Here is a 23,813-nt window from a genome sequence, read left to right as displayed (position 1 = left end):
GATTTTAATTATTATGTCACACGAACACGTATCAAACGCAAAAAGAATCTGGTTTGTTTTTGGATTACTATCTTTGATAACAACAGTAGAAGTTATTTTGGGTATTATTAAGCCAGGAGTTTTAGAATTTAATCACTTTGTAGGTTTGAATTTATTGAACTGGATATTTTATATCCTTACAATTGTCAAAGCATATTATATAGTATGGGCATTTATGCACATGGAAGGTGAAAAAAGCAGCCTTAGATGGTCTGTTGTTTCACCAGTTATTTTCCTAGTTTTATATTTATTGTTTATTCTACTTACAGAAGGACATTATATTTATGGGGTTTTTAAAGATTCTACTATTAAATGGAATTTTTAACATGATATTAATTCGAAAAGAGGCTCCGTTTAACGGAGCTTTTTTTATTTTTGTACCTCAATAATTTCCATTCATAACAATGAAAAAAAATATAGTTCTTTTTGTACTTTTTGTTTTGCCAATTGTAGCGTATTTGTTTTTTGCTTCGGGCGTAAACAGTTTTACTAAACTTCCAACAATAACTCCCAAAATTGCCGACTTAGGTAATTGGAAATCTCTTAAAGGTGAGAAAGTAACTTTAAATGATAAAATTACAATTCTCGGTTTTTCAGGTTCTGAGATTTTAAAAAATAGAGGAAACTTTTTCAATCTAAACGAGAAAATTTACCAACGTTATAATGGTTTTAAAGATTTGCAATTTGTAGTTGTTTGTCCTCTAGGAACTGAACAGGATGCTGAAAAAATTGTGGAGTCTTTAGGGGCTTTTACAGATGTTTCAGGATGGCATTTTGTTTTTGCTTCGCCAGAAGAAATAAAAAAGTTTTATGATCAATTACACTTGAAAGGAAAACTGGATCAAAATCTTGGAACTTCTAATGTTTATATTGTAGATAAAGAACGAAACCTTAGAGGGCGAAAGGATAAAGAAGAGTATAAAGAAGGATATAATACTTTTCATCCTTCGGAGTTGAGCAATGAAATGTTAGATGATTTTAAGATCATTTTGTATGAATATCGTGCAGCCCTAAAAAAGAATCACAACGCAACAAAAGAACTTTAATCTTTATATTATGTTTAAAAATAAATCATATATCGGAATTTCGTTTATTATTTTAATTTTCGGAATTTATGCTGTGCCTAAAATTGTAGATAGAATTAAAAATGGTGAAGTTGTTAAAGGAAATCGTTTAGATAATGTTGGATTGAAAACTTCTAAGTCTGATGGAAAATTAATTACAATTGGTCCGGCTCCTAAATTTGAATTGACAAATCAGGATGGTAAAAAAGTTTCAAATGAAACTTATAAAGGAAAAGTGTATGTGTTAGAGTTCTTTTTTACAACTTGTCCTTCAATTTGTCCAAAAATGAACTTAAGTATGTTGGAGATCGAAAAGACTTTTTTTGGTAATCCTAACTTCGGAATTGTATCCATTACAATTGACCCGGCTCATGATACACCTCAAGTTTTAAAAGATCATGCTAAATTATTGGGAGTAAAATCTTCTACCTGGAATTTTTTAACTGGTGATAAAGCGACTATAATGGATCTATCAAACAAAGGATTCAATTTGTATGCCGGTGAAAATTCTAAAGTGAGCGGTGGTTTCGAACATTCTGGTTTGTTTGCATTAATTGATAAAGATGGGAATATTCGTTGCAGAAAAGATGAATTCGGAAATCCAAATATCTATTATGATGGATTGGATAAAAAAGGAGTTAGAGAGATTCAGGAAGATATTAAAATATTACTAGAAGAATAAAAATGGAAGATAATACTTTAGAAAAAAAATACAGCAAGTTTATTGTTGCAGTTTCAATTATAATCCCGCTTGTTGTTGCGATTTTGTTTGGAGTTAAATTAAAAGATTTCGGAATCAATGTTGAGCCACTTTCGTTTTTACCTCCAATTTATGCGACAACCAATGGTGTTACAGCTATTGTTTTGGTTTTGGCAGTAATTGCTATTAAGAACGGTAAACGAAAACTACATGAACGTTTAATGACTTTTGCGATTGCTTTGTCTGTGGCTTTCTTGGTGATGTATGTAGCGTATCATATGACATCTGATTCTACTAAGTTTGGTGGAGAAGGCGCTATTAGATATGCTTATTTCTTTATTTTAATAACTCATATTTTATTATCTATCGCAATTATTCCTTTGGTTCTAATTACTTACGTTAGAGCTTTGGCACAACGATTTGATAGACATAAAAAAATAGCTAAAATTACCTTTCCGCTTTGGTTATACGTTGCGGTTACCGGTGTTGTAGTTTACTTAATGATTGCTCCATATTATGCTTAAAATAGATAATAGAATAAAGAATAAAGAATATAGTTTGAGAAATGTAGAAAATAATAGAGAAAGAGCTTCTTCAGCTAAATATCTCTATATTCTTTTCTCTATATTCTTTTCACTTGCAGCTAACGCTCAATGTGCAATGTGTCGAGCGGCACTTGCGGGAGAGTCTAATATAAAGAAAGCCGAAGCAGTAAATGACGGAATCGTTTTTTTAATGATCGTACCATATTTGCTTGTTACTATAATTGGGTATCTTATTTATAGGATGTATCAATCTAAAAAGAAAAAGGCAGAATAATTATTCTGCCTTTTTCTTTTTTATTTCAACCCATCAACTGAAACATTTACCGTTCCGTTAATTTTGATAAAAGCGATTATCGCTTGATTAGTCAGTTGAATTTTATCAAATTGAATGTCTTCCATTTTTCCATTGACAAAAACACCAGGCATAGGGGAATAGTTTTTAAGATATGAAGCCATACTTTTTTTACCTTCTTCTAAATTGGGTTGAATCGAGTAACGACAACTTTGCTCCATTTTTCTTAAAATAAAACCTTGACCCAACCAACTGGCAGTTCTCATAAGTTTACTTTTAGTATCTAAAACATAATCTAGTTTCTCAAAATAAATTTCTTTAGTTTGTGCATTATATTGAGGAAAACCATTCAAGTAAATAGTTCCGTTTATAGAGCCTAAAACATCTAGTGCGATCACCATTTTGCCATCTTTGTGCCAAATAGAAACATTTTTAACGGTCACTTTTTTACTTCCGGAACCAAACTCTTGCCCAGCAAAATTCTTGGTCATAATTTTTGAAGCATCAATATAAGTTGAAATCGCTGCGATGTTTGCTGAAATTTGATTTGGAATTTTGGCTACAGGTTTTAAAACAATTTTATTGGCATTAAATTTTGATTCTGGTTGTTTACCAACAATAGTTTCCATGTTGCATTTCATTCCCATATCCAATAAAAACAAATCGTTTTTAAGTTTTGCATTCGTTGAGTAAATCTCCACAGGTACAATTCTTAACCAGCTTTCATAAGTATCACTCATTTGAAAAGGCGTGCATATTTTTTCTAAAGCAGTTAAAACATTAGGCTTGAAATCCATTGATTTTTCGATTGCTTCATCTATTTTCTTTTCAATTTTCGATTTAAAAATAGAAATTGCCGGATTTACTAAGTAAGTGATCGGCATACTTTTTCCAAAAACTAGCATAGTAGGACTTTCATTCCAGTCTAAAGATTTGAATTCAGTTTTAGTGTTTAATTTCCAATTGGTCAAAGCAACTTCGCTTGATAAAGTAATCACGCCGTTTAGGTTAAACTCGCGAGTATCGTAAAGTTCAACTCCTAATTTTTTTGTACCAATTCTGTATTTAATAGTTGCTTTTAATGGCAGAATTGTTTTTATTTTTTTATTTGGATTTGCAGGATCGTTTTGAATTTTTATCGGAGCCTGTTTCCAGATTTTTATTTCAATATCATCATCTTCAATATTGTTGTCCTCATAGATCAATCCTGTTAGAAGAGTGTTTGTCTGGTTTTCAATATCAGTAAGTTTTACTGTAATGGGTAAGTTGATAAAAGAAGGATTTGCGTCATAAACTAACGGACTTGCATCATCTGGTTCAGGTTTTAACGTTTCTAGTTTTTGAGTTGTAGAACAACTAATGAATGTCGCAAGTACTATAAACAAAGAGATAGAGCAAAAAAATTTCATCATTAAGATTTTTTAAGTGAGACAAAATTAAGAAAACAATTATATTATCTTAAAAAAGTGTAACATTTGATAAGGAATTGAGTCTTATTCAAAGAACAAAACGTAATTATTAACGTTTTCTTATCATAAATTACTTAATAAAAATGTTATTATTGTTTTAAAATTTAACAATACCATGATCGAAATCAAAGATTTACACAAGTCCTATAAAATGGGAAGTTCACAGTTACATGTGTTAAAAGGAATTAATTTTAATATTGAAGAAGGTGAATTAGTTGCGATTATGGGATCGTCTGGTTCTGGAAAATCGACGCTTCTAAATATTTTAGGAATTCTAGATGAAGCAGATTCCGGTAGTTATATTTTAGACAAAACTCCAATTAAAAACTTAAACGAAACCATAGCTTCGAAGTATAGAAATAAGTTCTTAGGATTCGTATTTCAATCTTTTAATCTTATTAATTATAAGTCTGCTCTAGATAATGTTGCAATGCCGTTATATTATCAAGGAGTTAAGAGAAAAGAACGTTATGAGATTGCTATGAGATATTTAGAGAAAGTTGGTTTAGGCTCGCATTCTCACCATTTACCCAATGAACTTTCGGGAGGTCAAAAACAACGTGTTGCAATTGCCAGAGCATTAGCCTCAAATCCAAAAGTTTTGTTGGCAGATGAGCCAACAGGAGCATTAGATACTAAAACTTCATATGAAGTAATGGAGCTTATTCAAGGAATTAACGACGAAGGAAAAACTATTTTGATCGTTACACACGAACCTGATATTGCCGCTATGTGCAAAAGAAACGTAGTCCTGAAAGACGGATTAATTATCGATGATAAAAAGGTAGAACAAGTTAGAGCTTCATCTTATGTTTAATATTGAACGTTGGCAGGAAATTTTTGAAGCCATCTCTAAAAACCGACTAAGAACATTTCTTACGGGAGTTTCTGTGGCGTCTGGGATTTTTATTTTGGTGATTCTGTTAGGAGCTGGTAAAGGGCTTCAGAACGGAATTGAAAAACAATTTGAACGAGATGCTGCCGGTATTATTGAGGTTTGGTCCGGAACAACAGCAAAAGAGTATAAGGGATTAAATCCTGGTAGACAGATTCAGTTTCGAAATAGTGATTATTCGCAATCAGTTCAGAAATTTGAAGATAAATTAGATCTGCGATCTGCCTCATATAACTTTTGGGGTGGTACAATTACTTATGGTAAAGAATCTGGAAGTTATCAATTCAGGGGAATAGATCCTGATTATGGTGCAGTAGAAAATGTTACAATTATTCAAGGCCGATTTATCAACAGTAATGATTTGGCTAACAATGAAAAAGTGGCTGCGATTGGGGTGAAAATTAAAACAGATTTGTTTAAAGATAAAGAGGCTTTAGGTAAGGAGATTGCAATCAATAATGTTAATTTTAAAGTAGTAGGTGTTTTTACAGATCCGGGAGGAGAAAGAGAAGAAGCCCGAGCGTATCTACCTAGAACGACCGTACAAAGAGCTTTTGGTGGTGGAGATAAAATTAGTTATATGTCTTTTACCGTAAAGAAAACAAAGGATTATGATGAAGCTTTGGCGCTATCTGAAAAATTTACAACTGATTTAAAGGCTTTACTGAGAAGTAAAAATGTTGTTGCTCCTGACGATGACAGCGGTATAAATGCTTATAATTCTGTTAAGGATGCAAAACAATTTTATGATTTAAATCTTTATATAAGATTGTTTTTCTGGTGGGTTGGAATCTGTACCATTATTGCCGGAGTTGTTGGGGTAAGTAATATCATGCTTATTATTGTAAAAGAAAGAACAAAAGAAATAGGGATTAGAAAAGCGCTTGGTGCGTCGCCATTTTCAATTATTTCGATGATACTTCACGAATCTATTTTTATTACCACCATTGCTGGTTTTGTTGGCTTATTGGCTAGTTTGTTATTACTGGAATTAGTTGGGCCAATGGTGCAGAGCGAATATTTTAGAAATCCTCAGGTTGATTTTAGTGTGGCATTAACTACACTTGTATTACTTGTTTTTGCTGGAGCTTTGGCAGGTTTTTTTCCAGCATACAGAGCCGCCAAAATTAGACCTATTGTAGCACTTAGAGACGAATAATTATGTTTAAGAAAGATAATTGGGATGAAATTTTACAGGCTTTAACAGCCAACGTTTTTAGAACGGTGCTAACTGCATTTGGAGTATTCTGGGGTATATTTATTCTTGTAATATTACTAGCGGCTGGAAAAGGGCTGGAAAATGGTGTAAAAAAAGGTTTTGACGGAATTGCCACTAATACAATGTTTATGTGGAGTCAAACTACATCAAAAGCATACAAAGGATTACCCAAAACACGTCGTTACGATTTTAGAAATAGTGATGTTGCGGCTTTAAAAGCTGCCTTGCCAGATTTGTTATATGTTTCACCAAGAAATCAATTGGGAGATTTTAACGGATCAAATAACGTGGTTCGTGGTACAAAAACTGCTGCATTTACTATTTATGGTGATTATCCTGAGTTGATCAAACAACAGCCAATGGACATTATTAAAGGGCGTTTTGTTAATCAACAAGATATTCTGGAGAGACGAAAAGTCGCTGTGATTGGTAAAGGTGTTATCAGTGAGTTGTATGGTAAAGAAGAGGACGCAGTTGGTACGTATATAAAAATTAACGGAGTTAACTTTATGGTCATTGGACTTTATAAATCCAAGCAACAAGGAGGGAATGCAGAGCAAGAACAAAAAAATATATTTGTGCCTTTTACTACTTTTCAGCAAGCATTTAATTATGGAGATAAAGTAGGTTGGATGGCGCTTACTGCCAGAGACGAAGTTTCTATTACAGATTTGAAACCCAAAATTTTAGAGTTAATTAAAACGCTACATTCCATAAATCCGGCGGATGACAGAGCAGTGGGGAATTTTGATTTGTACGAACAATTTAATAAAGTGCAAAGTTTGTTTAATATCTTACAAGTTATTGCTTATTTTGTGGGAAGTTTAGTTTTAATTTCGGGTGTAATTGGTATTTCAAATATCATGCTTATTGTAGTTAAAGAACGTACAAAAGAAATTGGAATTCGCAGGGCATTAGGCGCAACTCCGGCAGCAATTCGAGGTCAGATTTTAGCAGAATCTATATTCTTGACTATTATCTCTGGAATGTTGGGTATTGCGGTCGCAACCGGAATTATTGCCATTTTAAATATGGTGCTGGCTTCGATGCCGGCAGATAGTAACACTATGTTTGCAAATCCAAGCGTAGATTTAGGAGTTGTATTTGTTGCATTATTAATATTAGTAGGATCTGGTTTATTAGCAGGATTTATTCCGGCACAAACCGCAATTAATGTAAAGCCAGTAGATGCTTTACGAGCAGAATAAATTATCAATCAAAATATAATCGATTAAACCAAAAACACAATGAAAAAAGGAGTAACCGTAACCATTTTAATCTTTATCGCTATAGTTTTCTTTGGCGCACTTTACTATTTGTACGCTAAGAATCAAGAGTCTCCGATTGTATTTAAAACGGAAAAGGCAGAGATTAAAACGATCGTAAAAAACACTATTGCTACTGGTAACATTCAGCCTGACGAAGAGGTGCTAATCAAACCAAATATTTCGGGTATTATTGAAGAAGTGTATATCAAAGCAGGACAAAAAATTAAAGCTGGAGATATGATTGCTAAAATTAGAGTTGTAGCAAACGTATCAAATGTAAGCAGCACTCAAAATCAAGTGCAGACCGCTAAAATTGCTTTAGACAATCAGGAAAAAATCTACAAAAGACAAAAAACTTTGTTTGAAAAAGATGTAATTTCTGCTAATGATTTTGACGCAGCACAATTGGCTTACAAACAAGCGAAACAAAATTATGTAGCTGCTAAACAAAGTTTAGATATCGTAAAAACCGGAACAACAACATCATTAGGTAATTATGCTAACACCTTAATTCGTTCTACGGTAAACGGAATGGTTTTGGCAGTTCCTGTAAAAGTTGGAAATCAGGTTATCGAAAGTAATAACTTCAATGAAGGAACTACAATTGCCAGTGTTGCTGATGTTGGAAGAATGATTTTTATTGGAAAAATCGACGAATCTGAGGTAGGGAAAATTAAAGTTCAAATGCCAATCGAAATCACAATTGGAGCTATTGAAAACAAAAAATTCGAAGCAGTTCTAACAGATATTGCGCCAAAAGGTGTGGTAGAGAATGGTGCAATTCAATTTGAAATTAAAGCTGCTTTGCAAAATAGAGACGAAACTTTTATTAGAGCCGGTTTAAGTGCAAATGCTTCTATTATTCTAGAAAAAGCAGATAAAGTTTTAGCGATCAAAGAATCATTAGTGCAGTTTGATAAAAAAACGCAAAAACCATATGTTGAGATTGAAACTACTCCTCAAAAATTCGAAAGAAGAGATTTAGTTTTAGGTGTTAGCGACGGGATTTATGTTCAAATTAAAAGCGGAATTAAATCTACTGATAAAATTAAAATCTGGAATCAAGGTTTGATAAACGAAGGTGAAAAGAAATAATTTGAAAGTATAAAAGAGTTTTTGGGTTTTAAAAAAAGTTAAATTTGCGTGGTGTTTTTTGCTGCGCTTTCATTCAAAATATATGAAAATAAATAGATATAATAGTCTTTTTTTTGCGATGTTATTTGGGTTTGCCTTTTCAGGACAGGCTCAGTCTAAAAAATGGACTTTAGAGGAGTGTGTGAGATATGCAATGGATAATAATATCACAATCAAATTATCAGAATTAGATATTAAGAACGCTGCAATTGATAAAAAATCTGCAATTGGTAATTATTTACCTTCCGTAAATGCGAATGCTTCACATTCATGGAACGTTGGTTTGAATCAAAATATTACAACAGGTTTGTTAGAAAATCAAACCACACAATATTCATCAGTAGGAGCAAGTGTTGGAGTTGATATTTATAAGGGTTTACAAAATCAAAATACACTTAGAAAATCAAATCTTGCTATAGTAGCATCAAAGTATCAATTACTAAAAATGCAGGAAGACATTGGTTTGAATGTGGCAAATGCTTTTTTGCAAATTCTTTTCAATAAAGAAAATTTAAAAGTAAAAACGGAGCAGCTTTCTATTGATGAAAAACGTTTGGCTCGCTCTGAAGAAATGGTTAACGCAGGAACAATTCCGCGAGGAGATTTATTTGATTTGAAAGCAACAGTTGCTACTGATAAACAAGGTATCATTGTTGCCGAAAATAATTTGTTGATCTCTAAATTAAGTTTGGCTCAGCTGCTACAATTAAAAGAATTTGCTGATTTTGATGTAATTGATGATACAAGCGCTAAAGATGAAAATAATATCATGGCACAAAGTCCGGTTGATATTTATAATAAAGCGAAAGAAACAAGAACAGAATTAAAATTAGCACAAACAAATCTTGAAATTGCGGAGAAAAATGTTGCTATTGCAAAAGGCGCTTATCAGCCAACTTTGAGTGCTTTTTATAACTTTAATACAAGAGCAAGTTATTCTGATATTGTTACTGGACAGATGTTAAATACGGCTAATCCGACCTCACAGATAGGTTATGTTCAAGGGACAAATCAACCGGTATTACGCGATAACTACTCATCAGTTTTAGGTAACGCTGCACCAATTTTAGATCAGTTTAGTGATAATAAAGGACAATCGTTTGGGCTTCAGCTTTCTGTTCCTATTTTTAATGGTTTCTCAGCTAGAAATAATGTAGAAAGAAGTAAAGTAAGTTTAGAGAAATCTAAAATAGATTTAGAGCAAAAAAGTTTAGATTTGCAACGTAACGTTTTTACAGCTTTTACAGATGCAAAAGGCGCTTTAAATACATACGAATCGTCAACAGTAACATTAGAAGCAAGACAACAAGCTTATAATTATGCCAAAGAAAAGTATGATGTAGGTTTAATGAATTCATTCGATTTTACTCAGGCGCAAACATTGTTGACTAATGCACAATCTGACGTTATCAGAACGAAATACGATTATATTTTTAAAATTAAAATACTTGAATTCTACTTTGGAATTCCAATTATTCCAATGATCACAAAATAATTTATTATGTCAAAAAAAACAATTTATTTCTTAGTAGGCGGTGCTATTGTTATTATTGTAGGCTTAATTGGTCTTTCAAAAGCGGGAGTAATAGGAAATAAGGATGAAGGAAAAGAAGTAGAGATTTCAAAAGTAATGGCATCAACAATTGTCGAAACAGTTTCGGCAACCGGAAAAATTCAACCGGAAATTGAAGTTAAGCTTTCGTCAATGGTTTCAGGTGAAATTATTGCACTAAATGTAAAAGAAGGTCAGGTTGTTAAAAAAGGAGACTTATTAGTAAAGATAAATCCCGATTTATATACGTCAGGATTAGATAGATCAGTTGCTAATTTATCTGGAACTAAAGCAGGTTTGACACAGTCTGAAGCTAGTTATAAAGAAGCGAAAGCAAATTATGAGCGCAACAAAACACTTTACGATAAAGGAGTAATTTCGAAATCGGATTGGGATAAAGCAGTTTCGTCTTATGAAGTAGCAAAAGCAACAAAACAAAATGCTTATTACAATGTTCAGAGTGCATCTGCATCTGTTACAGAAGCCAGAGATAATTTAGGGCGCACTTTAATTTATGCACCTGCAGATGGAACAATTTCAGTTCTAAATGTTGAGTTAGGTGAGCGTGTTTTAGGAACGCAGCAAATGGCAGGAACAGAGCTTTTGAGAGTTGCCAATCTTAACAATATGGAAGTTGAAGTTGATGTAAATGAAAATGATATTGTTAAAGTTAAAATAGGTGACGAAGCAAATGTTGAAGTTGATGCTTATTTAAAAAAGAAATTCAAAGGTGTTGTAACTAGTATTTCTAATTCGGCGAGCTCAACATTAACTTCAGATCAGGTAACTAATTTTAAAGTTAAAGTTCGTATTCTAAAAGAATCTTATCAAGATTTGTTAGAAGGTCAGCCAAGTACATATTCGCCTTTTAGACCAGGAATGACTGCAACAGTTGATATCATTACAAAAACTAAAAACAATGTTTTGGCAGTGCCAATTAGTTCGGTTGTTGTAAAATCAGATACAACTGCAGTAAAAGATTTTAAAATAGAAGATCCGAGTGAAGACAAAAAAGTAGCACCAAAAAGCGATAAGAAATTCGAATGTGTTTTTGTTAAAGTTGGTGATAAAGCTAAAATCAGAATCATTAAAACCGGAATTCAGGATGATACTAATATTGAAGTATTGACGGGTTTAAAACCTGGCGATGTTGTAATTACAGGTCCTTATACAACGGTTTCTAAAGAATTAAACTCAGGAGATAAAGTAAAGCTTAAAAAAGCAGATGCTCCAAAGAAATAAGTTACGTTAATATCAATTTTTAAAATTATAAACTTTGTCTTTTATTCTCAATATAGAAACAGCTACAAAAAATTGTTCAGTGTCCATTGCTAAAAATGGTGAAACAGTTATATGTAAAGAAATTGCCGAAGAAGGTTATTCGCATGCAGAGAAACTACATGTCTTTATTGAAGAAGTAATTGCAGAAGCCGGAGTTACGGTTCAGGATTTAGCGGCTGTTGCTGTTAGTCAGGGACCAGGTTCTTACACTGGTTTACGAATTGGAGTTTCATCTGCAAAAGGATTGTGTTTTGCATTAAATATACCGTTAATTGCCGTTGATACTTTGCAGACTTTAGCTTCACAAGCCCAAGTAGCTGACGGTAAAATTATTCCGATGTTAGATGCGAGAAGAATGGAAGTTTATAGTGAAGTGTTTAATGCTAATTTAGAAGTAGAAAGAGTTATTCAGGCCGAAATTATAACTGAAGATTCTTTTGCGGCTTATACAGATACTGTTTACTTCGTTGGTGATTGTGCTGATAAATGCAAAACAGTTTTGACAAAATCAAATTTTGTATTTTTAGAAGAAATTAAATATCCTTCGGCAGCAGCAATGAGTAAAATTAGTTATGATAAATATCAAAAAAGCGACATTGTAGATGTCGCTTATTTTGAACCTTATTATTTAAAAGATTTTATGATGGCACCTCCATCAAAAAAACAATAAAACCTTTTTTATTTTTGCAGTGTATACGGCTGGACTGAAATTCCGGCCTCATCTAAAGCTGTTTTACAGTTTTCTAAAGTATCAGAAAAAACAGCTCCGTAGTTGGCATTTTTTGCCCACGGGCGCACTGCAAATTCTACAGAACTTGCTGTTAAGTTTTTTACAAAAACCTCTGGAGCAGGTTTTTTAAGCACTTTAGGGTTTGTGTTTAAAACATTCAAAAGTATATCTTTTGTTTTTTTAATATCAGAATCGTAAGAGATAGCAAAAGTCAAATCAGCTCTTCTTTCTCCCTGCATAGAGTAATTAATAATCGTTCCGTTTGATAAAGCTCCATTTGGAACAAACACTGTTTGATTATTGCCGGTAAGCATTTTGGTAACAAAAATTTGAATTTCTAATACAGTTGCAATTACACCTTGTGCTTCAATTGTATCGCCCACTTTAAAAGGCTTAAACACAATAATTAGCATTCCTCCGGCAAAGTTAGAGAGAGAACCTTGTAATGACAAACCTACCGCAAGTCCCATTGCTCCCAAAATGGCAACAAATGATGAAGTTTCGATTCCTAATTTTGAAATAAAGGTTACAAATAATAAAATTCGCAATGCCCATATTAAGATGTCTGATAAGAATTTTGTTAATGTAGGATCTAAATTTCTTTGGACCATTACTTTGGTTATAATTCTATTTATTAATCTGATGGCATATATACCAACAAATAAAATTATAAATGCAGAGATTAATTTTGGAGAGTAATCAACTAAGACGTCAATAAACTTTGTGACGTAACCGCTAACTTGATCTGGATTGAGATTCATATTTTTTAGAATAAAAAAACCTTCTCAAAAGAGAAGGTGTATTAATTGTGCAAATATAAAGATATTTCTTTTTATAAGAAAAACGAGTTTACGATTCCTTATCAGAAACTTCGTCAATAATTTCATCCGTTTTAGTTTCTGTTTTTTCAGTAACATCTGCTACTGTTTCAGAAACAACTGTTTTGGTTTCGCTTACAACTTCAGTAGTTTTTTCTTTTACAGAATCGATTACATCACTTATTGAATCTGAAGCTTTTTCAACGTACTCGCTAACAATATCTTTTGCCTGATGTGCATATTGAGTTGCGCTGTCAATTATTGGTTCTGAAGCTTCTTTAGCTTTAGCAAAAGTTTCTTCTGCAAAAGTTTCTGCTTTATCTATATAAGGAGCAGCAGCTTCTTTAGCTTGTTCAAAAGTACTTTCGGCTTGATTGGCCAAATCAGTAGCAGAATCTTTGGCAGTGCCAAATAAATTCTTAAAAAACGAAGATAATCCCATAGTTTTAATATTGATTAGTTTATAATACAATATTAACCATTTTTACAGAATTATAGTGTTATTGCTTGAATAATTTATTGATTATTAACGAGATATGTGTTTATGAAAAAAGCGTCCCATTTCTGAGACGCTTTCTTTCTTATTTGGTAATTTTTTTATGCATTTATTGCTTCTACCTTAATTGCTTCATCATTCAGCATGCTTTTTAGCATATTTTCGATTCCGCTTTTTAAAGTAAAAGTAGATGACGGACATCCGCTGCAAGCACCTTGTAAAATTACTTTTACTGTTTTGTCCTCTTCATTATAAGAATCAAAAGCAATATTTCCACCGTCAGCCGCAACCGCTGGTTTTACATATTCTTCTAAAATGTTAATGATTTGTTGTGATGTCACATCTAATTTATCAAATGCTTCATCTTTAGTGATGTCATTTTTAGTCGCAACCTCAATTAAAGTTTCATCTAAAACTGTTCCACCATTTTCAATAAATTGTTTGATGAATGTTCTAACTTCTAAAGTGATTTCATTCCAATCGTTGATATCATATTTGGTTACTGAAATATAATTTTCATCAATAAAAACCTCTTTTACATAAGGAAATTTAAACAACTCTTTTGCCAATGGCGAAGAAGCAGTTTGATCTATGTTTTTGTATTCAACAGCATTTCTAGTCAGCATTCTGCTTACAACAAACTTCAAAGCTGCAGGATTTGGAGTTGTTTCTCCATAAACTGTAATTGGTTGTTTTTTGGTCTGATTTTCGTCAATTTTTATAATAACGCCACCTTTGTCAACAAATGAAGTAATTTGTTCAGCAACGGCATCTTTTACATCATCCCATTCTACAATACTATATCTTTCGATAGCAATGAAATTCCCTGAAATGTAAACTGTTTTTACAAACGGAAGATAGAATAATTGTTGTGCCAAAGGCGATGATTGTGCTTCATCGATATTTTTGAACTCAAAATTTTGGTTTTGAGTAATGAAATCTTCAAATTCGAACTTTAGGATAGTAGGATTTTGAGTTTCTTTTATGGTGATTTTTGTCATGATTTGTAATTTTTCACAAATTTAGTAAAGTTATTTTCTACTAATACCTATATTTGGTTTTTTAATAAAATAATTAAGACTCTTTTCAAATTAATCGTATTAAATTATGAGAGTCTAAAATATATTTAAATAAAATTGCCTTTATGAGATTTAAAATCAAGGTTTTATTTGTTTTTCTAATCGTGTCGATGTATTCTTATTCGCAAGAGGGAATCCCTGTTTATTCAGATTATTTATCAGATAATTATTACTTGATTCATCCATCAATGGCGGGTGCGGCGAATTGTGCCAAAATAAGACTGACTGCAAGAAAACAATGGTTTGGTCAGGAAGATGCACCTTCACTTCAAACTTTGACTTTTAATGGAAGAGTAGGAGAGCGCTCCGGTGCCGGAATTATTATTTTTAATGATAAAAACGGGTATCATTCTCAAAAAGGTGTAAAGCTTACTTATGCACATCATATCATGTTTTCAAGAGATGAAATAGATTTAAATCAACTTTCATTTGGTATAAGTGGTGGAGTGATTCAGAGTCAATTAGACGAAACTAAGTTTGGAACTACTTTTGATCCTATCGTTTTTGGTTCAATACAAAAAGATTCTTATTTTAATATGGATGTTGGAGCGTCGTACAATTACCTTGATTTTTATGCGCACGCAACCGTTCAGGGATTATTAGAGACCAGAAGAGAGTTATATACAGAGTATGAAAGTGATAATGTTAGAAAGTTTCTTTTAAGTGCCGGATATGTTTTTGGTAAAAGAGAAAATATTACTTGGGAGCCTTCAGTTTTGTTTCAATTGTTTGATAAAACGAAAGAGAAATCAATCGATTTAAACTTAAAAGCTTACAAAAACATGGACTTTGGAAGTATATGGGCTGCATTGTCTTACAGAAGAAGTTTTGATGGAACACAATACGGCACTACAAGTGGAGTTGCAACACAAAAACTACAATATATTACGCCTATAATTGGAATTAATTATAAGAATTTTATGTTTGCCTATACATATTCGCAAGTTACAGGTGATGTTAAATTTGATACCGGTGGATACCATCAAATTACTTTAGGAATTAATTTATTTTGTAAAAAGGAACGTTACGACTGTAATTGTCCGGCGATTAATTAAATTTTTATTATGCTTATTAAATCTGTAAACGGAAAAACACCTTTGATTCCAGAGGATTGTTATGTTGCCGAAAATGCTACAATTGTTGGCGATGTGTCTTTTGGAGATTCGTGCAGCGTTTGGTTTAATGCCGTTATTCGTGGCGATGTCAACTTCATTTCAATAGGTAATAAAGTTAATATTCAGGACGGAGCTATAATTCATTGTACGTATCAAAAACATCCTACTATTATCGGAAATAATGTTTCTATAGGACATAATGCAATTGTACACGGATGTACCGTTCGAGATAATGTCCTGATTGGAATGGGAGCTATTGTAATGGATAATTGTGTAATCGAAAGCAACTCAATTATTGCTGCGGGAGCTGTTGTAACTCAAAATACAATAGTAACTTCAGGGAGTATTTACGCGGGTGTTCCAGCGAAGAAAGTAAAAGATATTGACCAATCTGACTTTGCGGGAGAAATTGAGCGTATTTCAAATAATTATGTGATGTATTCAGGCTGGTTTAAGGACGAAGAATAAATTTTAAAAAATAAACTACAAATTGATTCTTTCGAAGAAAGCATTTTTATAACTTTCACTAATCGGAATTCGTTTATCGCTAATCAAAACTTTATTTTTTTGTATTGATTTTACATGTTTTATATTGATGATATAAGATCTGTGAATTCGTGAAAAACCTTTACTCGAAAGTAAATTTTCGAGCTTAATTAAGCTAATTAAAGTCAGAGTGAATTTATTATCTGTCGTGTAAATTTTTACATAATCTTTTAAGCCTTCAATAAATAAAATATCCGAAAAGTTCATTTTTACGTTTTCATATTCTGCCCTTACAAACATAAAATCCTGTTCTAATTCAGGTGCAGTAGTATTTTCAGAGATAGCCTGAATAGCCGTTGTAGGATTTAAAACTTGTTGTGCTCTTACAACCGATTTTAAAAAACGATGAAACGGAATTGGTTTTACCAAGTAATCGACAGCTCCAAGGTTGAATCCTTCTACAGCATAATCAGAAAAAGCGGTTGTAAAAATAACTAAAGGTTTTTTTTCGATTGTATTTAAAAAATCAATTCCAGAGAAATGTGGCATCTGAATGTCCAGAAAAATCAAATCAATATTATTTTGATTGATGAAAGAAACGGCATCAATTGCGTTGTTAAACGTATGCACTAATTCAAGTGAATCTACTTTTCGAACAAAATCTTCTAATAACTCAACCGCTAATGGTTCATCGTCTATAATTACACATTTCATCTGCTGAAGTTTAAAATTTAAATTTTGTTTTGGATCAAAAGTAGTTTTAAACCAGTGAATTAAGTTTTAAAATTATCATAAAATACTGGTTGGGTGCAAAATTATCCGTTTACTGTAATGGTTTTGCTTAATGTATAACCATCAGTTAAATTACCGGTTAACGTGGCTAATTCGTCTGATAAACTGTCTGAAAAAACATTGTCTTTTGTATTTGATGTATCGGCTTGACCGTGGGCACTATAATTTGTGCTTGAATAAACTGTACTTGAAACATTTTCCGGAAAAGCAATTTGGGTCACCAATAACGATGATCCGCTAGTGGTTAAAACTTCGACATGAACATGTGGTGCCCGGCCTTGGTACCAACCAGGAAAAATCGAAATAAATGATACTTCTCCTTTTGAATTGGTAGTTTGTCTTCCTCTTAAAAAATGGACTGAAGTATAATCAGTTTGTTGCATTGAAGTTCCACCATATTCAGAATAATTTCCGTCTTTATCACAGTGCCAAACATCGACCAGTACATTAGATAAAGGCTCGCAGTTATTATTTTTATTTTCAATCACCAAATTGATAAGTAAAGCGACGCCAATTCTATCTGATTTTATATTTTCTAAAACCAATTGACTTGGAGTTTTAATAGGGAATGGCCCTTTTGTTTCAGATGGTGAAACAGTGCAACTTCCGTCTCCAGAAGCGTTTGTTCCAGTGTCATCATTGTCATTTTTAGAACAAGATTCTAAAATTTTGGTAGCAGTTGCTAACGAAGCAATGCCTAAAATACCATTTCGGATGAATTTTTTTCTGTCCATAATCAGTTGTATTTATTTAATTGCAGTCTGAATTTTATCTAATTCTAAATTCAAATGAACACGAAAATATTGATTGTCTTGCGTTATGGTAAGTTTATGTGCATTTGGGTAGAGTAAATCCAAACGATTTTGAATATTTACTAATCCAATTCCAGAGTTATCTGGATCCTTTACATAATTTTCAATCGTATTTTCAATCCAAAAATCAAGACTATTGTCAAGAATGAAAATCTTAATTTTTACGTGAGCAGCACCTTTATAATCTGTTCCGTATTTAAAAGCATTTTCAACAAATGAGATCAATAATAATGGTTCTATAAATTTGTTTTTTGTATCGCCATGAACATTGATAACAATGTCTTCAATATTGTTTAAACGGAGTTTTTGTAACTCAATGTAATTCTGAATGTAATTGACTTCTTTTTCTAAAGCCACCGTTTTATTATCTGTTTCATACAGCATATACCGCATTAGTTCTGATAATGTTACGATGGCGTCAGGGACCAAATCAGATTTCTTGTGTGCCAGAGAATAAATACTGTTTAATGAATTGAATAAAAAATGCGGATTGGTTTGTTTTCGCAAATAAATTAATTCGGTATTTGTTCGATGTGATTCGGCAATTAATTTGTTTTGTTGGTTGTTATAAAATTCTGTTAGTGTTCTAATAATGGCACTAATGGTAATAATTAAAATATAGAAAAATGATGGTCCAATTTTAAAAAACAAAGGCTGTGCCGTTAACATCGAGGTTTTTCTAAATTTAGCGCCTTTATACATTAACTTAATATGTTCAGGAGGAGGCATCATTCGTCCTCTCGCGAGTTTAAAATCAGGAATGAAATAGTTAATCCTGATGATCATAAAAAGTAGGATAACAGCAAATACAAATACAAAATAAAGCCAGTATTTTTTTTCTAAAAGTAAGACAGGTACCAAATAAAAATAGTTCAGATAAAACAAAATAATTCCTGTAGTCCATTGTACATAAAAGTCAGCGTTGATTTTAAACGGACTTTCATAAAACTGAATTAATGAAGTCAGAATAAAGAAAATCCATATGATGCAATGGAATAAAATTTTATTTGAACTTGTATTTTTAATGGCGTCTAGTTTCATTTATAATTTTATTTTTAATAAAATTATATCATTTTTCGTTACCGTTGGTGATATGTTTTGATTGAGTTTTTTTACAACTAAATCAGCGACTTTTAATGCATCACTTTCTGACGAAAAGCTTTTGTTGTCGTTTATAACTGGAATAATAGCCTGCTTGATGATGATTTTGTTCTTTAAAGCAATCGAATAACCCCAACCTGACGTAGTTTTGAAGGCTTCGATTTTAAGAGGTTCATTTTTCGCACAGGCTAAAAATTGTAAAATAAGTATTGTAAGCAATACAGTCTTCTGGATTTTACACCAGAAGAATTGTCTTTTTGTATTAATTATCATCGTCACTTTGTTCGTCTAACGGTTTAAATTCCCAAGCATCATCAAAGTAAGTAGAGCCTACTCTTCCCAACATGTAGAAACCACGATTATTGATTGCAAATCCAACAGCATCAGTTCTGCTTGCACCTTCCATAGGAGTTCTCTCTACCCATAAATCAGTACTTGGATTGTATTCCCAGATAGTTTTGATGCTTTCACCTCCAACAACATATCCTAATCCATTCATCGTAAAACTAGAGGCATTCGAACGCACCACTGCGTATTCGTCATTATAAGTGTAATCGTCGTCAGTGTCTTTGTCAATATCACGTTTTCTAGTCCAGACATCAGTAGAAGGATTAAATTCCCAAAAATCTTCCTGATAAACACCATTGTTAATTCCAGTTCCAAAGTACGCTTTGTCGCCAATTACAAAAACAGTTGCATTACGTCTTTTGTTTCCGCTAAATCCGTTTACAAGTGTCCATGTATTTGCCTGATCATCATATTGATAAAAGTCTTTCAAATAATTTCCGTCATAACCTGTTCCAAAATATGCTTTTCCACCCACCTGAAAACCTACAGCGGCATAACGGCCAGTTCCTGCAAAGTCAGTTTTTTGCGTCCAACTATTACTAGATGGGTCATACTGGTAAAAATCTTTTAGTTTATTAGTTCCGTCGTAACCAAGTCCAATATATCCTTTTTCGTTAAGAGTAAAGCTTGATGCAGAGCTTCTTCCAACACCTGTAAAATCAGCTTTTTGTTCCCAATAATCTCCGTTTGAATTGTATGCCCATAAATCTTTCAAATAAACATCTCCGGTATAACCCGTTGCGACATACGCATAATCGCCAATAACAAAGCTGGTTGCACTAGATCTTGCTGGCCCATCAAATGCTGATTTTTTAACCCAGTTTCCTACCAAATCATCATCATCGTCATCGTTGCTGCAGCCTATAAAAACAAGAGCCGAAAACAGTGTCGCGAATAATATTCCTTTTTTTAAATTATTCATAGTGTATTAAATTTATTTATTGTTTGTATTTGATGCCAATTCCTAAAACATATCCATTGCCGATATTAAAATCATGTACTTTATGATCGTCACTGTCTATCAGGTTATATTTTTTGTCAAAATCATATCCGGCTTTAAAATTTAGAAACCAGTTTTTGTCGACATTCCGTTCATATTCAAATGCTGAGGTCATTTGTGATAAAGTGACTTTTGTAGCATTATTAGACAGATCGTTTTGTGTGTCTAAATGATAATAATTTCCATTAAAGCTATTTGTTAGACTAAACTTGTTTCGAATATTATTTGAGTACGAAATTTTTGAATCCGGAAAACCAATAAGTGCATTACTTTCATTGTTTATTTTATAGTTTAATGATAGAGTAGGAATGAACTTAGGGTAGCCAAAAACAGTCGCTCTCGCAGCTCCTATATTAATTGTTGTTTTTGTATTTATTTTTTTATTAATCTCAAAACTTCCCAAAAGGGAGAAATCATTGACATCCAGATTTCTTTGAAAATTTACAGTAGGCGTGATCGAAAAATTCAGATTGGTTGAGTTTGAAAGTTCGTGCGAAATTTCAAATTTGTTTTGAATCTGATTTAATCTATCCGGATTTCCAATAGCGCTATTAATTCCCAGATCATAATCTATTTTTAAGTTCGAATATTCTAACGTGTTTGTTATCTTGTTTTTATCGCTTAGTTTTTTAGTATACGATATGCCGATACTACTTTCAGTAAAATCAATTTTATCAGTAGGCTCTGTTTTTAAATTCATGTTTACCGAAAAATTTTCTTGAGCATTCATAGCAAAAAATGGAATCAAAAAAAGTGTACTAATTAAAAACCTTATTTTCATTACTTATTTATTGGTTCAAAAGTAGGCGCCTAATGGTTTTAAAAAAAAGAAGATATATGTATGGCAGTTTTTGATAGACTAATTAGCCTTTTTTAATGTCGAATGATGTATTGACTTGTATTAATCTATTGTAGATGATTATTTGCTGTTTATAGTATAAAAACGCGAGACTGTATATGTTATAGTGCGGTGCAGGTGAGTGCATTTTATATTTGTTCAAAAAATTGATTATGCACAAGTTTATATTGATATTGCTTTTTGCCATGACCGTGTTTTCATGCGGAACAGATTCTGACGCTGGTGAGTTTGTTGTTGGATCAGATTATTTAGCCGTAAGTAATAAAGTTGTTTTGATTGATACTGTTTCTGTAGAGATGTCAACCATAAATTTTGACTCTTTAGTAACCTCTAATCAAAGCCGAATTTTAATTGGAAACTATGACGATCCAATTTATGGAAAAGTAAAATCGAATAGTTATTTTCAAGTAACTCCTGGTACTTATGCTTTAATTAATAGCGGCTCAGATACTGAAACGACTAATTATGTTTTTGACTCGATTTCTATGATTTTAAAATATGATAAATATTATTATGGAGATACTACAAAGGTGCAAACGTTCGATATTCATCGATTGATTCAAAAAGTAAAGCCAAACACAGACGACAATAATTTTTATAATAATTCAGCTTTAAGTTATAGTGATGAAAGTCTGGGTACTATTTCGTATAAACCCAGGCCGCTTGAAAAAGATTCTATTAATATTAAAATGAGCGCTGCTTTTGGAGCTGCCCTTTTTCAAAAATTAAAGAAGAGAGAAGTTACAGATTTTGATAGTTTTAATGAATACTTAAAAGGATTGGTTCTTGTTCCTTCAACTTCTAATTCAGCAAGTGTTGTGGGCTTTCATGTTGCAACAAGCAAAGTGCGTTTGTATTATTCCAAATATCAGGCAGAAACAGAAGAGACGCCTTATTTTATTGATCTTAATATTTCAGACGAGACAAAACAATTTAATTCAATCTCATTAGATAAAACAGGAACTGTAATACAAAATCTGCCTATTTCAACGAGTAAGTTATCAAGTTCGTTAACGAATCATGAGGGATTTATACAATCTGGAACAGGAGTGGCCTGTAGAATTGATTTTCCTAATATCAAACAGTTAAAATATCTCTCAGATAAAGGCGCTATTGTCGACGCTCAGTTAGTTTTACGACCAGTTAATAATTCCTACTCAGAACAATATCCTTTGGCAGATTCATTAAAAATTTATGTTGGTGATAATCTCAATAGAATTAGCGCTTCGCTAGTGAATTCTGCCGGAACATCAGTTTATGGTATTCTCAATAAAAAAAGTGATGAATTCAATGAAAATATAGGTTACTTAATTCCGATAGGTAATTTTTTGCAAAAAGAAATGCTAAAACAGTCTGATTCGAGATCATCACTTATTCTCACATTACCCGGTATTTCTAAAACTGTAAATAGAATTGTTTTGGGAGACCAAAAACACATGAACAATAAAATTCTGCTTAAAATTTATTACATCTCTTACTAAATGAAAAGTAAAATAGTCTATTTAAGTTGCTTCATTTTGATGTCGCTAACTTCATTCTCTCAAAGTATTTCAAGCTCACCATATTCATTATATGGAGTAGGGAGTTTGTATGATTCTGATTTTGGAGAAATTCCTTCAATTGGTTCTTCAGGAATGGCTTTGCCGTCGAGTACTTTTATTAATAATTTGAATCCGGCATCGTTAGGCTTTATGTCTCAAAATCACTTTATGTTTGATATTGGTGGAAAAGCCATAATGACAACTTATCAAAGTGGTTCGAAAAGCGAAAGTCGGAACAATTTTCAATTCTCACACATTGCTTTTGCATTTCCGGTTACTAAGAATTCTGGTTTTAGTGCTTCATTACGGCCATACTCCAGCACGACCTTTAAAATTTCTAATTTAAAATTGCCTATTGAAAATAGTTTAGATTACTATTATCTAACGGCTACAGGTTCTGGTGGTTTGAATAATTTTGATTTAGCATACGGATATCGATTCGGAAAAAAATTGTCTCTAGGAGCAACAGCTTCAGTGTTGTTTGGCAGCACCAATGATAATAGAAGTTTTTTAATTTTGAATTCTATTACAAGTATTCAGAAAAAAACAAATTATAGTGGTTTGCGTGCTACATTAGGAGCGCAATATAAAATCGATTCGACTCTTACTATTGCAACAACTTTTAAATTACCAACTCAAATTAAAGCGTCTAAAGTTCAGACGGTTCAAACAGTTGCCGATGAAGTTGTCACAACTGTCGAGTCTAATGTAGCATCAGATACAGATGATTATTATATGCCATTAGAAATGGGCATAGGTATCAGTAAACGTTTCAAGAATAACTTAAACATGACGTTGGATTACGAGAAAAGTTTATGGAGTAATACCAGTCAGTCTGAATTGTATGGTGATTTTGTAAATCAGGACCGATTTGCCCTTGGATTTACGTATAGCGCCAAGAAAAATATCCGTAAATATTGGGATAGAGTTCAATATGCCACCGGTGTAAATTTTGATACTGGTTATCTTGAAGTCGACGGAAAAAGAGTAAATAATGCTGCTATTTCTTTTGGACTTTCTTTGCCAATTGAAAACACGTATTCTTCTTTAAATATTTCTTATTCGTACGGACAAAAGGGAAGGATTTCAGATAATCTAATCAAAGAAAATTATCATAAAATTTCACTCAATTTATCTTTGGATGGTATTTGGTTCGTCAAGCGAAAAATAGAATAAGA

The 23,813-nt window shown here is 32.4% G+C and carries 26 protein-coding genes; 16 read left to right on the top strand and 10 right to left on the bottom strand.

The window, feature by feature from the left end; genetic code table 11:
• The first annotated feature begins 13 nt into the window (after positions 1 to 13).
• From ACHRVZ_RS21230 to ACHRVZ_RS21210, 5 genes are all read left to right on the top strand, one after another.
• Positions 14 to 364, top strand: coding sequence for a cytochrome C oxidase subunit IV family protein (locus ACHRVZ_RS21230; protein WP_041517684.1), 351 nt, complete (start codon positions 14 to 16; stop codon positions 362 to 364).
• 79 nt (positions 365 to 443) lie between these two features.
• Entirely contained in the window at positions 444 to 1,085 is a 642-nt protein-coding gene (locus tag ACHRVZ_RS21225; RefSeq protein WP_395425027.1) for a hypothetical protein, read from the top strand.
• Positions 1,086 to 1,095: 10 nt separating this feature from the next.
• On the top strand, positions 1,096 to 1,785 hold the full coding sequence (locus tag ACHRVZ_RS21220; protein ID WP_395425026.1) for an SCO family protein: 690 nt from the start codon (positions 1,096 to 1,098) through the stop codon (positions 1,783 to 1,785).
• A gap of 2 nt (positions 1,786 to 1,787) precedes the next feature.
• Positions 1,788 to 2,327 carry a DUF420 domain-containing protein gene (locus ACHRVZ_RS21215; protein ID WP_395425025.1) on the top strand — a complete coding sequence of 180 codons (540 nt, stop codon included), beginning with the start codon at positions 1,788 to 1,790 and terminating at the stop codon, positions 2,325 to 2,327.
• Complete coding sequence (locus ACHRVZ_RS21210; RefSeq protein ID WP_395425024.1) at positions 2,320 to 2,622, top strand: hypothetical protein; 303 nt, start codon at positions 2,320 to 2,322, stop codon at positions 2,620 to 2,622. Before ACHRVZ_RS21215 ends, ACHRVZ_RS21210 begins: the two co-directional genes overlap by 8 nt.
• 20 nt (positions 2,623 to 2,642) lie before the next feature.
• Here ACHRVZ_RS21210 and ACHRVZ_RS21205 read toward each other — a convergent pair whose 3' ends face one another.
• Positions 2,643 to 4,049: a DUF4403 family protein gene (locus ACHRVZ_RS21205; RefSeq protein ID WP_395425043.1), complete on the bottom strand. Its 1,407-nt coding sequence runs from the start codon at positions 4,047 to 4,049 to the stop codon at positions 2,643 to 2,645.
• Positions 4,050 to 4,224: 175 nt separating this feature from the next.
• Here ACHRVZ_RS21205 and ACHRVZ_RS21200 point away from each other — a divergent pair, with 175 nt between their 5' ends.
• The 7 genes from ACHRVZ_RS21200 to tsaB all read left to right on the top strand — a co-directional run bounded on the left by ACHRVZ_RS21200 (position 4,225) and on the right by tsaB (position 12,128).
• On the top strand, positions 4,225 to 4,926 hold the full coding sequence (locus ACHRVZ_RS21200; RefSeq protein WP_395425023.1) for an ABC transporter ATP-binding protein: 702 nt from the start codon (positions 4,225 to 4,227) through the stop codon (positions 4,924 to 4,926).
• Positions 4,919 to 6,163, top strand: a complete 1,245-nt coding sequence (locus tag ACHRVZ_RS21195; RefSeq protein ID WP_395425022.1) for an ABC transporter permease — start codon at positions 4,919 to 4,921, stop codon at positions 6,161 to 6,163. Before ACHRVZ_RS21200 ends, ACHRVZ_RS21195 begins: the two co-directional genes overlap by 8 nt.
• A 2-nt stretch (positions 6,164 to 6,165) precedes the next feature.
• Positions 6,166 to 7,431, top strand: a complete 1,266-nt coding sequence (locus ACHRVZ_RS21190) for an ABC transporter permease (RefSeq protein ID WP_395425021.1) — start codon at positions 6,166 to 6,168, stop codon at positions 7,429 to 7,431.
• A 39-nt stretch (positions 7,432 to 7,470) separates the two neighbouring features.
• A complete protein-coding gene (locus ACHRVZ_RS21185) occupies positions 7,471 to 8,586 on the top strand; it encodes an efflux RND transporter periplasmic adaptor subunit (RefSeq protein WP_395425020.1) in 1,116 nt (371 codons plus the stop codon).
• Positions 8,587 to 8,668: 82 nt separating this feature from the next.
• Positions 8,669 to 10,120, top strand: coding sequence for a TolC family protein (locus ACHRVZ_RS21180; protein WP_395425019.1), 1,452 nt, complete (start codon positions 8,669 to 8,671; stop codon positions 10,118 to 10,120).
• Positions 10,121 to 10,126: 6 nt separating this feature from the next.
• Positions 10,127 to 11,419, top strand: a complete 1,293-nt coding sequence (locus ACHRVZ_RS21175) for an efflux RND transporter periplasmic adaptor subunit (RefSeq protein WP_395425018.1) — start codon at positions 10,127 to 10,129, stop codon at positions 11,417 to 11,419.
• 34 nt (positions 11,420 to 11,453) lie between these two features.
• On the top strand, positions 11,454 to 12,128 hold the full coding sequence (gene tsaB, locus ACHRVZ_RS21170) for a tRNA (adenosine(37)-N6)-threonylcarbamoyltransferase complex dimerization subunit type 1 TsaB (protein ID WP_395425017.1): 675 nt from the start codon (positions 11,454 to 11,456) through the stop codon (positions 12,126 to 12,128).
• An 8-nt stretch (positions 12,129 to 12,136) separates the two neighbouring features.
• On the opposite strand, the gene ACHRVZ_RS21165 is transcribed toward tsaB, so the two are convergent.
• From ACHRVZ_RS21165 to ACHRVZ_RS21155, 3 genes are all read right to left on the bottom strand, one after another.
• A complete protein-coding gene (locus tag ACHRVZ_RS21165) occupies positions 12,137 to 12,949 on the bottom strand; it encodes a mechanosensitive ion channel family protein (protein WP_395425016.1) in 813 nt (270 codons plus the stop codon).
• 88 nt (positions 12,950 to 13,037) lie between these two features.
• The gene (locus tag ACHRVZ_RS21160) at positions 13,038 to 13,448 is read right to left on the bottom strand and encodes a YtxH domain-containing protein (RefSeq protein WP_395425015.1); all 411 of its coding nucleotides are present in this window, start codon (positions 13,446 to 13,448) and stop codon (positions 13,038 to 13,040) included.
• 155 nt (positions 13,449 to 13,603) lie between these two features.
• Positions 13,604 to 14,503 carry a NifU family protein gene (locus ACHRVZ_RS21155; protein ID WP_395425014.1) on the bottom strand — a complete coding sequence of 300 codons (900 nt, stop codon included), beginning with the start codon at positions 14,501 to 14,503 and terminating at the stop codon, positions 13,604 to 13,606.
• A 143-nt stretch (positions 14,504 to 14,646) separates the two neighbouring features.
• On the opposite strand from ACHRVZ_RS21155, the gene ACHRVZ_RS21150 reads away from it, so the two are divergent.
• Positions 14,647 to 15,636, top strand: coding sequence for a type IX secretion system membrane protein PorP/SprF (locus ACHRVZ_RS21150; RefSeq protein ID WP_395425013.1), 990 nt, complete (start codon positions 14,647 to 14,649; stop codon positions 15,634 to 15,636).
• Positions 15,637 to 15,645: 9 nt separating this feature from the next.
• Positions 15,646 to 16,164 (top strand): gamma carbonic anhydrase family protein, encoded by a 519-nt coding sequence (locus ACHRVZ_RS21145; protein WP_395425012.1) that lies wholly within the window; start codon positions 15,646 to 15,648, stop codon positions 16,162 to 16,164.
• A 15-nt stretch (positions 16,165 to 16,179) separates the two neighbouring features.
• Here ACHRVZ_RS21145 and ACHRVZ_RS21140 read toward each other — a convergent pair whose 3' ends face one another.
• The 6 genes from ACHRVZ_RS21140 to ACHRVZ_RS21115 form a co-directional block, all read right to left on the bottom strand.
• A complete protein-coding gene (locus ACHRVZ_RS21140; RefSeq protein ID WP_395425011.1) occupies positions 16,180 to 16,896 on the bottom strand; it encodes a LytR/AlgR family response regulator transcription factor in 717 nt (238 codons plus the stop codon).
• A 101-nt stretch (positions 16,897 to 16,997) separates the two neighbouring features.
• Positions 16,998 to 17,708: an intradiol ring-cleavage dioxygenase gene (locus ACHRVZ_RS21135; protein ID WP_395425010.1), complete on the bottom strand. Its 711-nt coding sequence runs from the start codon at positions 17,706 to 17,708 to the stop codon at positions 16,998 to 17,000.
• A 12-nt stretch (positions 17,709 to 17,720) separates the two neighbouring features.
• Positions 17,721 to 18,827, bottom strand: a complete 1,107-nt coding sequence (locus tag ACHRVZ_RS21130; RefSeq protein ID WP_395425009.1) for a sensor histidine kinase — start codon at positions 18,825 to 18,827, stop codon at positions 17,721 to 17,723.
• On the bottom strand, positions 18,828 to 19,160 hold the full coding sequence (locus ACHRVZ_RS21125; RefSeq protein ID WP_395425008.1) for a DUF4907 domain-containing protein: 333 nt from the start codon (positions 19,158 to 19,160) through the stop codon (positions 18,828 to 18,830). It abuts the gene before it with no gap.
• Positions 19,150 to 20,157, bottom strand: a complete 1,008-nt coding sequence (locus ACHRVZ_RS21120) for a Kelch repeat-containing protein (protein ID WP_395425007.1) — start codon at positions 20,155 to 20,157, stop codon at positions 19,150 to 19,152. The genes ACHRVZ_RS21125 and ACHRVZ_RS21120 overlap by 11 nt, the downstream gene beginning before the upstream one ends.
• Before the next feature lie 16 nt (positions 20,158 to 20,173).
• The gene (locus tag ACHRVZ_RS21115; protein WP_395425006.1) at positions 20,174 to 20,965 is read right to left on the bottom strand and encodes a DUF6268 family outer membrane beta-barrel protein; all 792 of its coding nucleotides are present in this window, start codon (positions 20,963 to 20,965) and stop codon (positions 20,174 to 20,176) included.
• Positions 20,966 to 21,246: 281 nt separating this feature from the next.
• Here ACHRVZ_RS21115 and ACHRVZ_RS21110 point away from each other — a divergent pair, with 281 nt between their 5' ends.
• Together ACHRVZ_RS21110 and ACHRVZ_RS21105 are read left to right on the top strand one after the other, a co-directional pair.
• The gene (locus ACHRVZ_RS21110) at positions 21,247 to 22,575 is read left to right on the top strand and encodes a DUF4270 family protein (protein ID WP_395425005.1); all 1,329 of its coding nucleotides are present in this window, start codon (positions 21,247 to 21,249) and stop codon (positions 22,573 to 22,575) included.
• The gene (locus ACHRVZ_RS21105; protein WP_395425004.1) at positions 22,576 to 23,811 is read left to right on the top strand and encodes an aromatic hydrocarbon degradation protein; all 1,236 of its coding nucleotides are present in this window, start codon (positions 22,576 to 22,578) and stop codon (positions 23,809 to 23,811) included. It begins immediately after the preceding gene.
• The last annotated feature ends 2 nt before the right edge of the window (positions 23,812 to 23,813 follow it).

It is taken from the genome of Flavobacterium sp. FlaQc-57 (assembly GCF_044007395.1).
Lineage (GTDB): Bacteria > Bacteroidota > Bacteroidia > Flavobacteriales > Flavobacteriaceae > Flavobacterium.
The sequence above is the reverse complement of the archived record's forward strand: the minus strand, read 5'-3'. Positions and strand labels throughout refer to the sequence as shown.

Bases quoted from the DNA above. Each gene is read 5' to 3' on its own strand.
- ACHRVZ_RS21230 (WP_041517684.1), top strand. From the start codon at position 14: ATGTCACACGAACACGTATCAAACGCAAAAAGAATCTGGTTTGTTTTT.
- ACHRVZ_RS21225 (WP_395425027.1), top strand. From the start codon at position 444: ATGAAAAAAAATATAGTTCTTTTTGTACTTTTTGTTTTGCCAATTGTA.
- ACHRVZ_RS21220 (WP_395425026.1), top strand. From the start codon at position 1,096: ATGTTTAAAAATAAATCATATATCGGAATTTCGTTTATTATTTTAATT.
- ACHRVZ_RS21215 (WP_395425025.1), top strand. From the start codon at position 1,788: ATGGAAGATAATACTTTAGAAAAAAAATACAGCAAGTTTATTGTTGCA.
- ACHRVZ_RS21210 (WP_395425024.1), top strand. From the start codon at position 2,320: ATGCTTAAAATAGATAATAGAATAAAGAATAAAGAATATAGTTTGAGA.
- ACHRVZ_RS21205 (WP_395425043.1), bottom strand. From the start codon at position 4,049: ATGAAATTTTTTTGCTCTATCTCTTTGTTTATAGTACTTGCGACATTC.
- ACHRVZ_RS21200 (WP_395425023.1), top strand. From the start codon at position 4,225: ATGATCGAAATCAAAGATTTACACAAGTCCTATAAAATGGGAAGTTCA.
- ACHRVZ_RS21195 (WP_395425022.1), top strand. From the start codon at position 4,919: ATGTTTAATATTGAACGTTGGCAGGAAATTTTTGAAGCCATCTCTAAA.
- ACHRVZ_RS21190 (WP_395425021.1), top strand. From the start codon at position 6,166: ATGTTTAAGAAAGATAATTGGGATGAAATTTTACAGGCTTTAACAGCC.
- ACHRVZ_RS21185 (WP_395425020.1), top strand. From the start codon at position 7,471: ATGAAAAAAGGAGTAACCGTAACCATTTTAATCTTTATCGCTATAGTT.
- ACHRVZ_RS21180 (WP_395425019.1), top strand. From the start codon at position 8,669: ATGAAAATAAATAGATATAATAGTCTTTTTTTTGCGATGTTATTTGGG.
- ACHRVZ_RS21175 (WP_395425018.1), top strand. From the start codon at position 10,127: ATGTCAAAAAAAACAATTTATTTCTTAGTAGGCGGTGCTATTGTTATT.
- ACHRVZ_RS21165 (WP_395425016.1), bottom strand. From the start codon at position 12,949: ATGAATCTCAATCCAGATCAAGTTAGCGGTTACGTCACAAAGTTTATT.
- ACHRVZ_RS21160 (WP_395425015.1), bottom strand. From the start codon at position 13,448: ATGGGATTATCTTCGTTTTTTAAGAATTTATTTGGCACTGCCAAAGAT.
- ACHRVZ_RS21155 (WP_395425014.1), bottom strand. From the start codon at position 14,503: ATGACAAAAATCACCATAAAAGAAACTCAAAATCCTACTATCCTAAAG.
- ACHRVZ_RS21150 (WP_395425013.1), top strand. From the start codon at position 14,647: ATGAGATTTAAAATCAAGGTTTTATTTGTTTTTCTAATCGTGTCGATG.
- ACHRVZ_RS21145 (WP_395425012.1), top strand. From the start codon at position 15,646: ATGCTTATTAAATCTGTAAACGGAAAAACACCTTTGATTCCAGAGGAT.
- ACHRVZ_RS21140 (WP_395425011.1), bottom strand. From the start codon at position 16,896: ATGAAATGTGTAATTATAGACGATGAACCATTAGCGGTTGAGTTATTA.
- ACHRVZ_RS21135 (WP_395425010.1), bottom strand. From the start codon at position 17,708: ATGGACAGAAAAAAATTCATCCGAAATGGTATTTTAGGCATTGCTTCG.
- ACHRVZ_RS21130 (WP_395425009.1), bottom strand. From the start codon at position 18,827: ATGAAACTAGACGCCATTAAAAATACAAGTTCAAATAAAATTTTATTC.
- ACHRVZ_RS21125 (WP_395425008.1), bottom strand. From the start codon at position 19,160: ATGATAATTAATACAAAAAGACAATTCTTCTGGTGTAAAATCCAGAAG.
- ACHRVZ_RS21120 (WP_395425007.1), bottom strand. From the start codon at position 20,157: ATGAATAATTTAAAAAAAGGAATATTATTCGCGACACTGTTTTCGGCT.
- ACHRVZ_RS21115 (WP_395425006.1), bottom strand. From the start codon at position 20,965: ATGAATGCTCAAGAAAATTTTTCGGTAAACATGAATTTAAAAACAGAG.
- ACHRVZ_RS21110 (WP_395425005.1), top strand. From the start codon at position 21,247: ATGCACAAGTTTATATTGATATTGCTTTTTGCCATGACCGTGTTTTCA.
- ACHRVZ_RS21105 (WP_395425004.1), top strand. From the start codon at position 22,576: ATGAAAAGTAAAATAGTCTATTTAAGTTGCTTCATTTTGATGTCGCTA.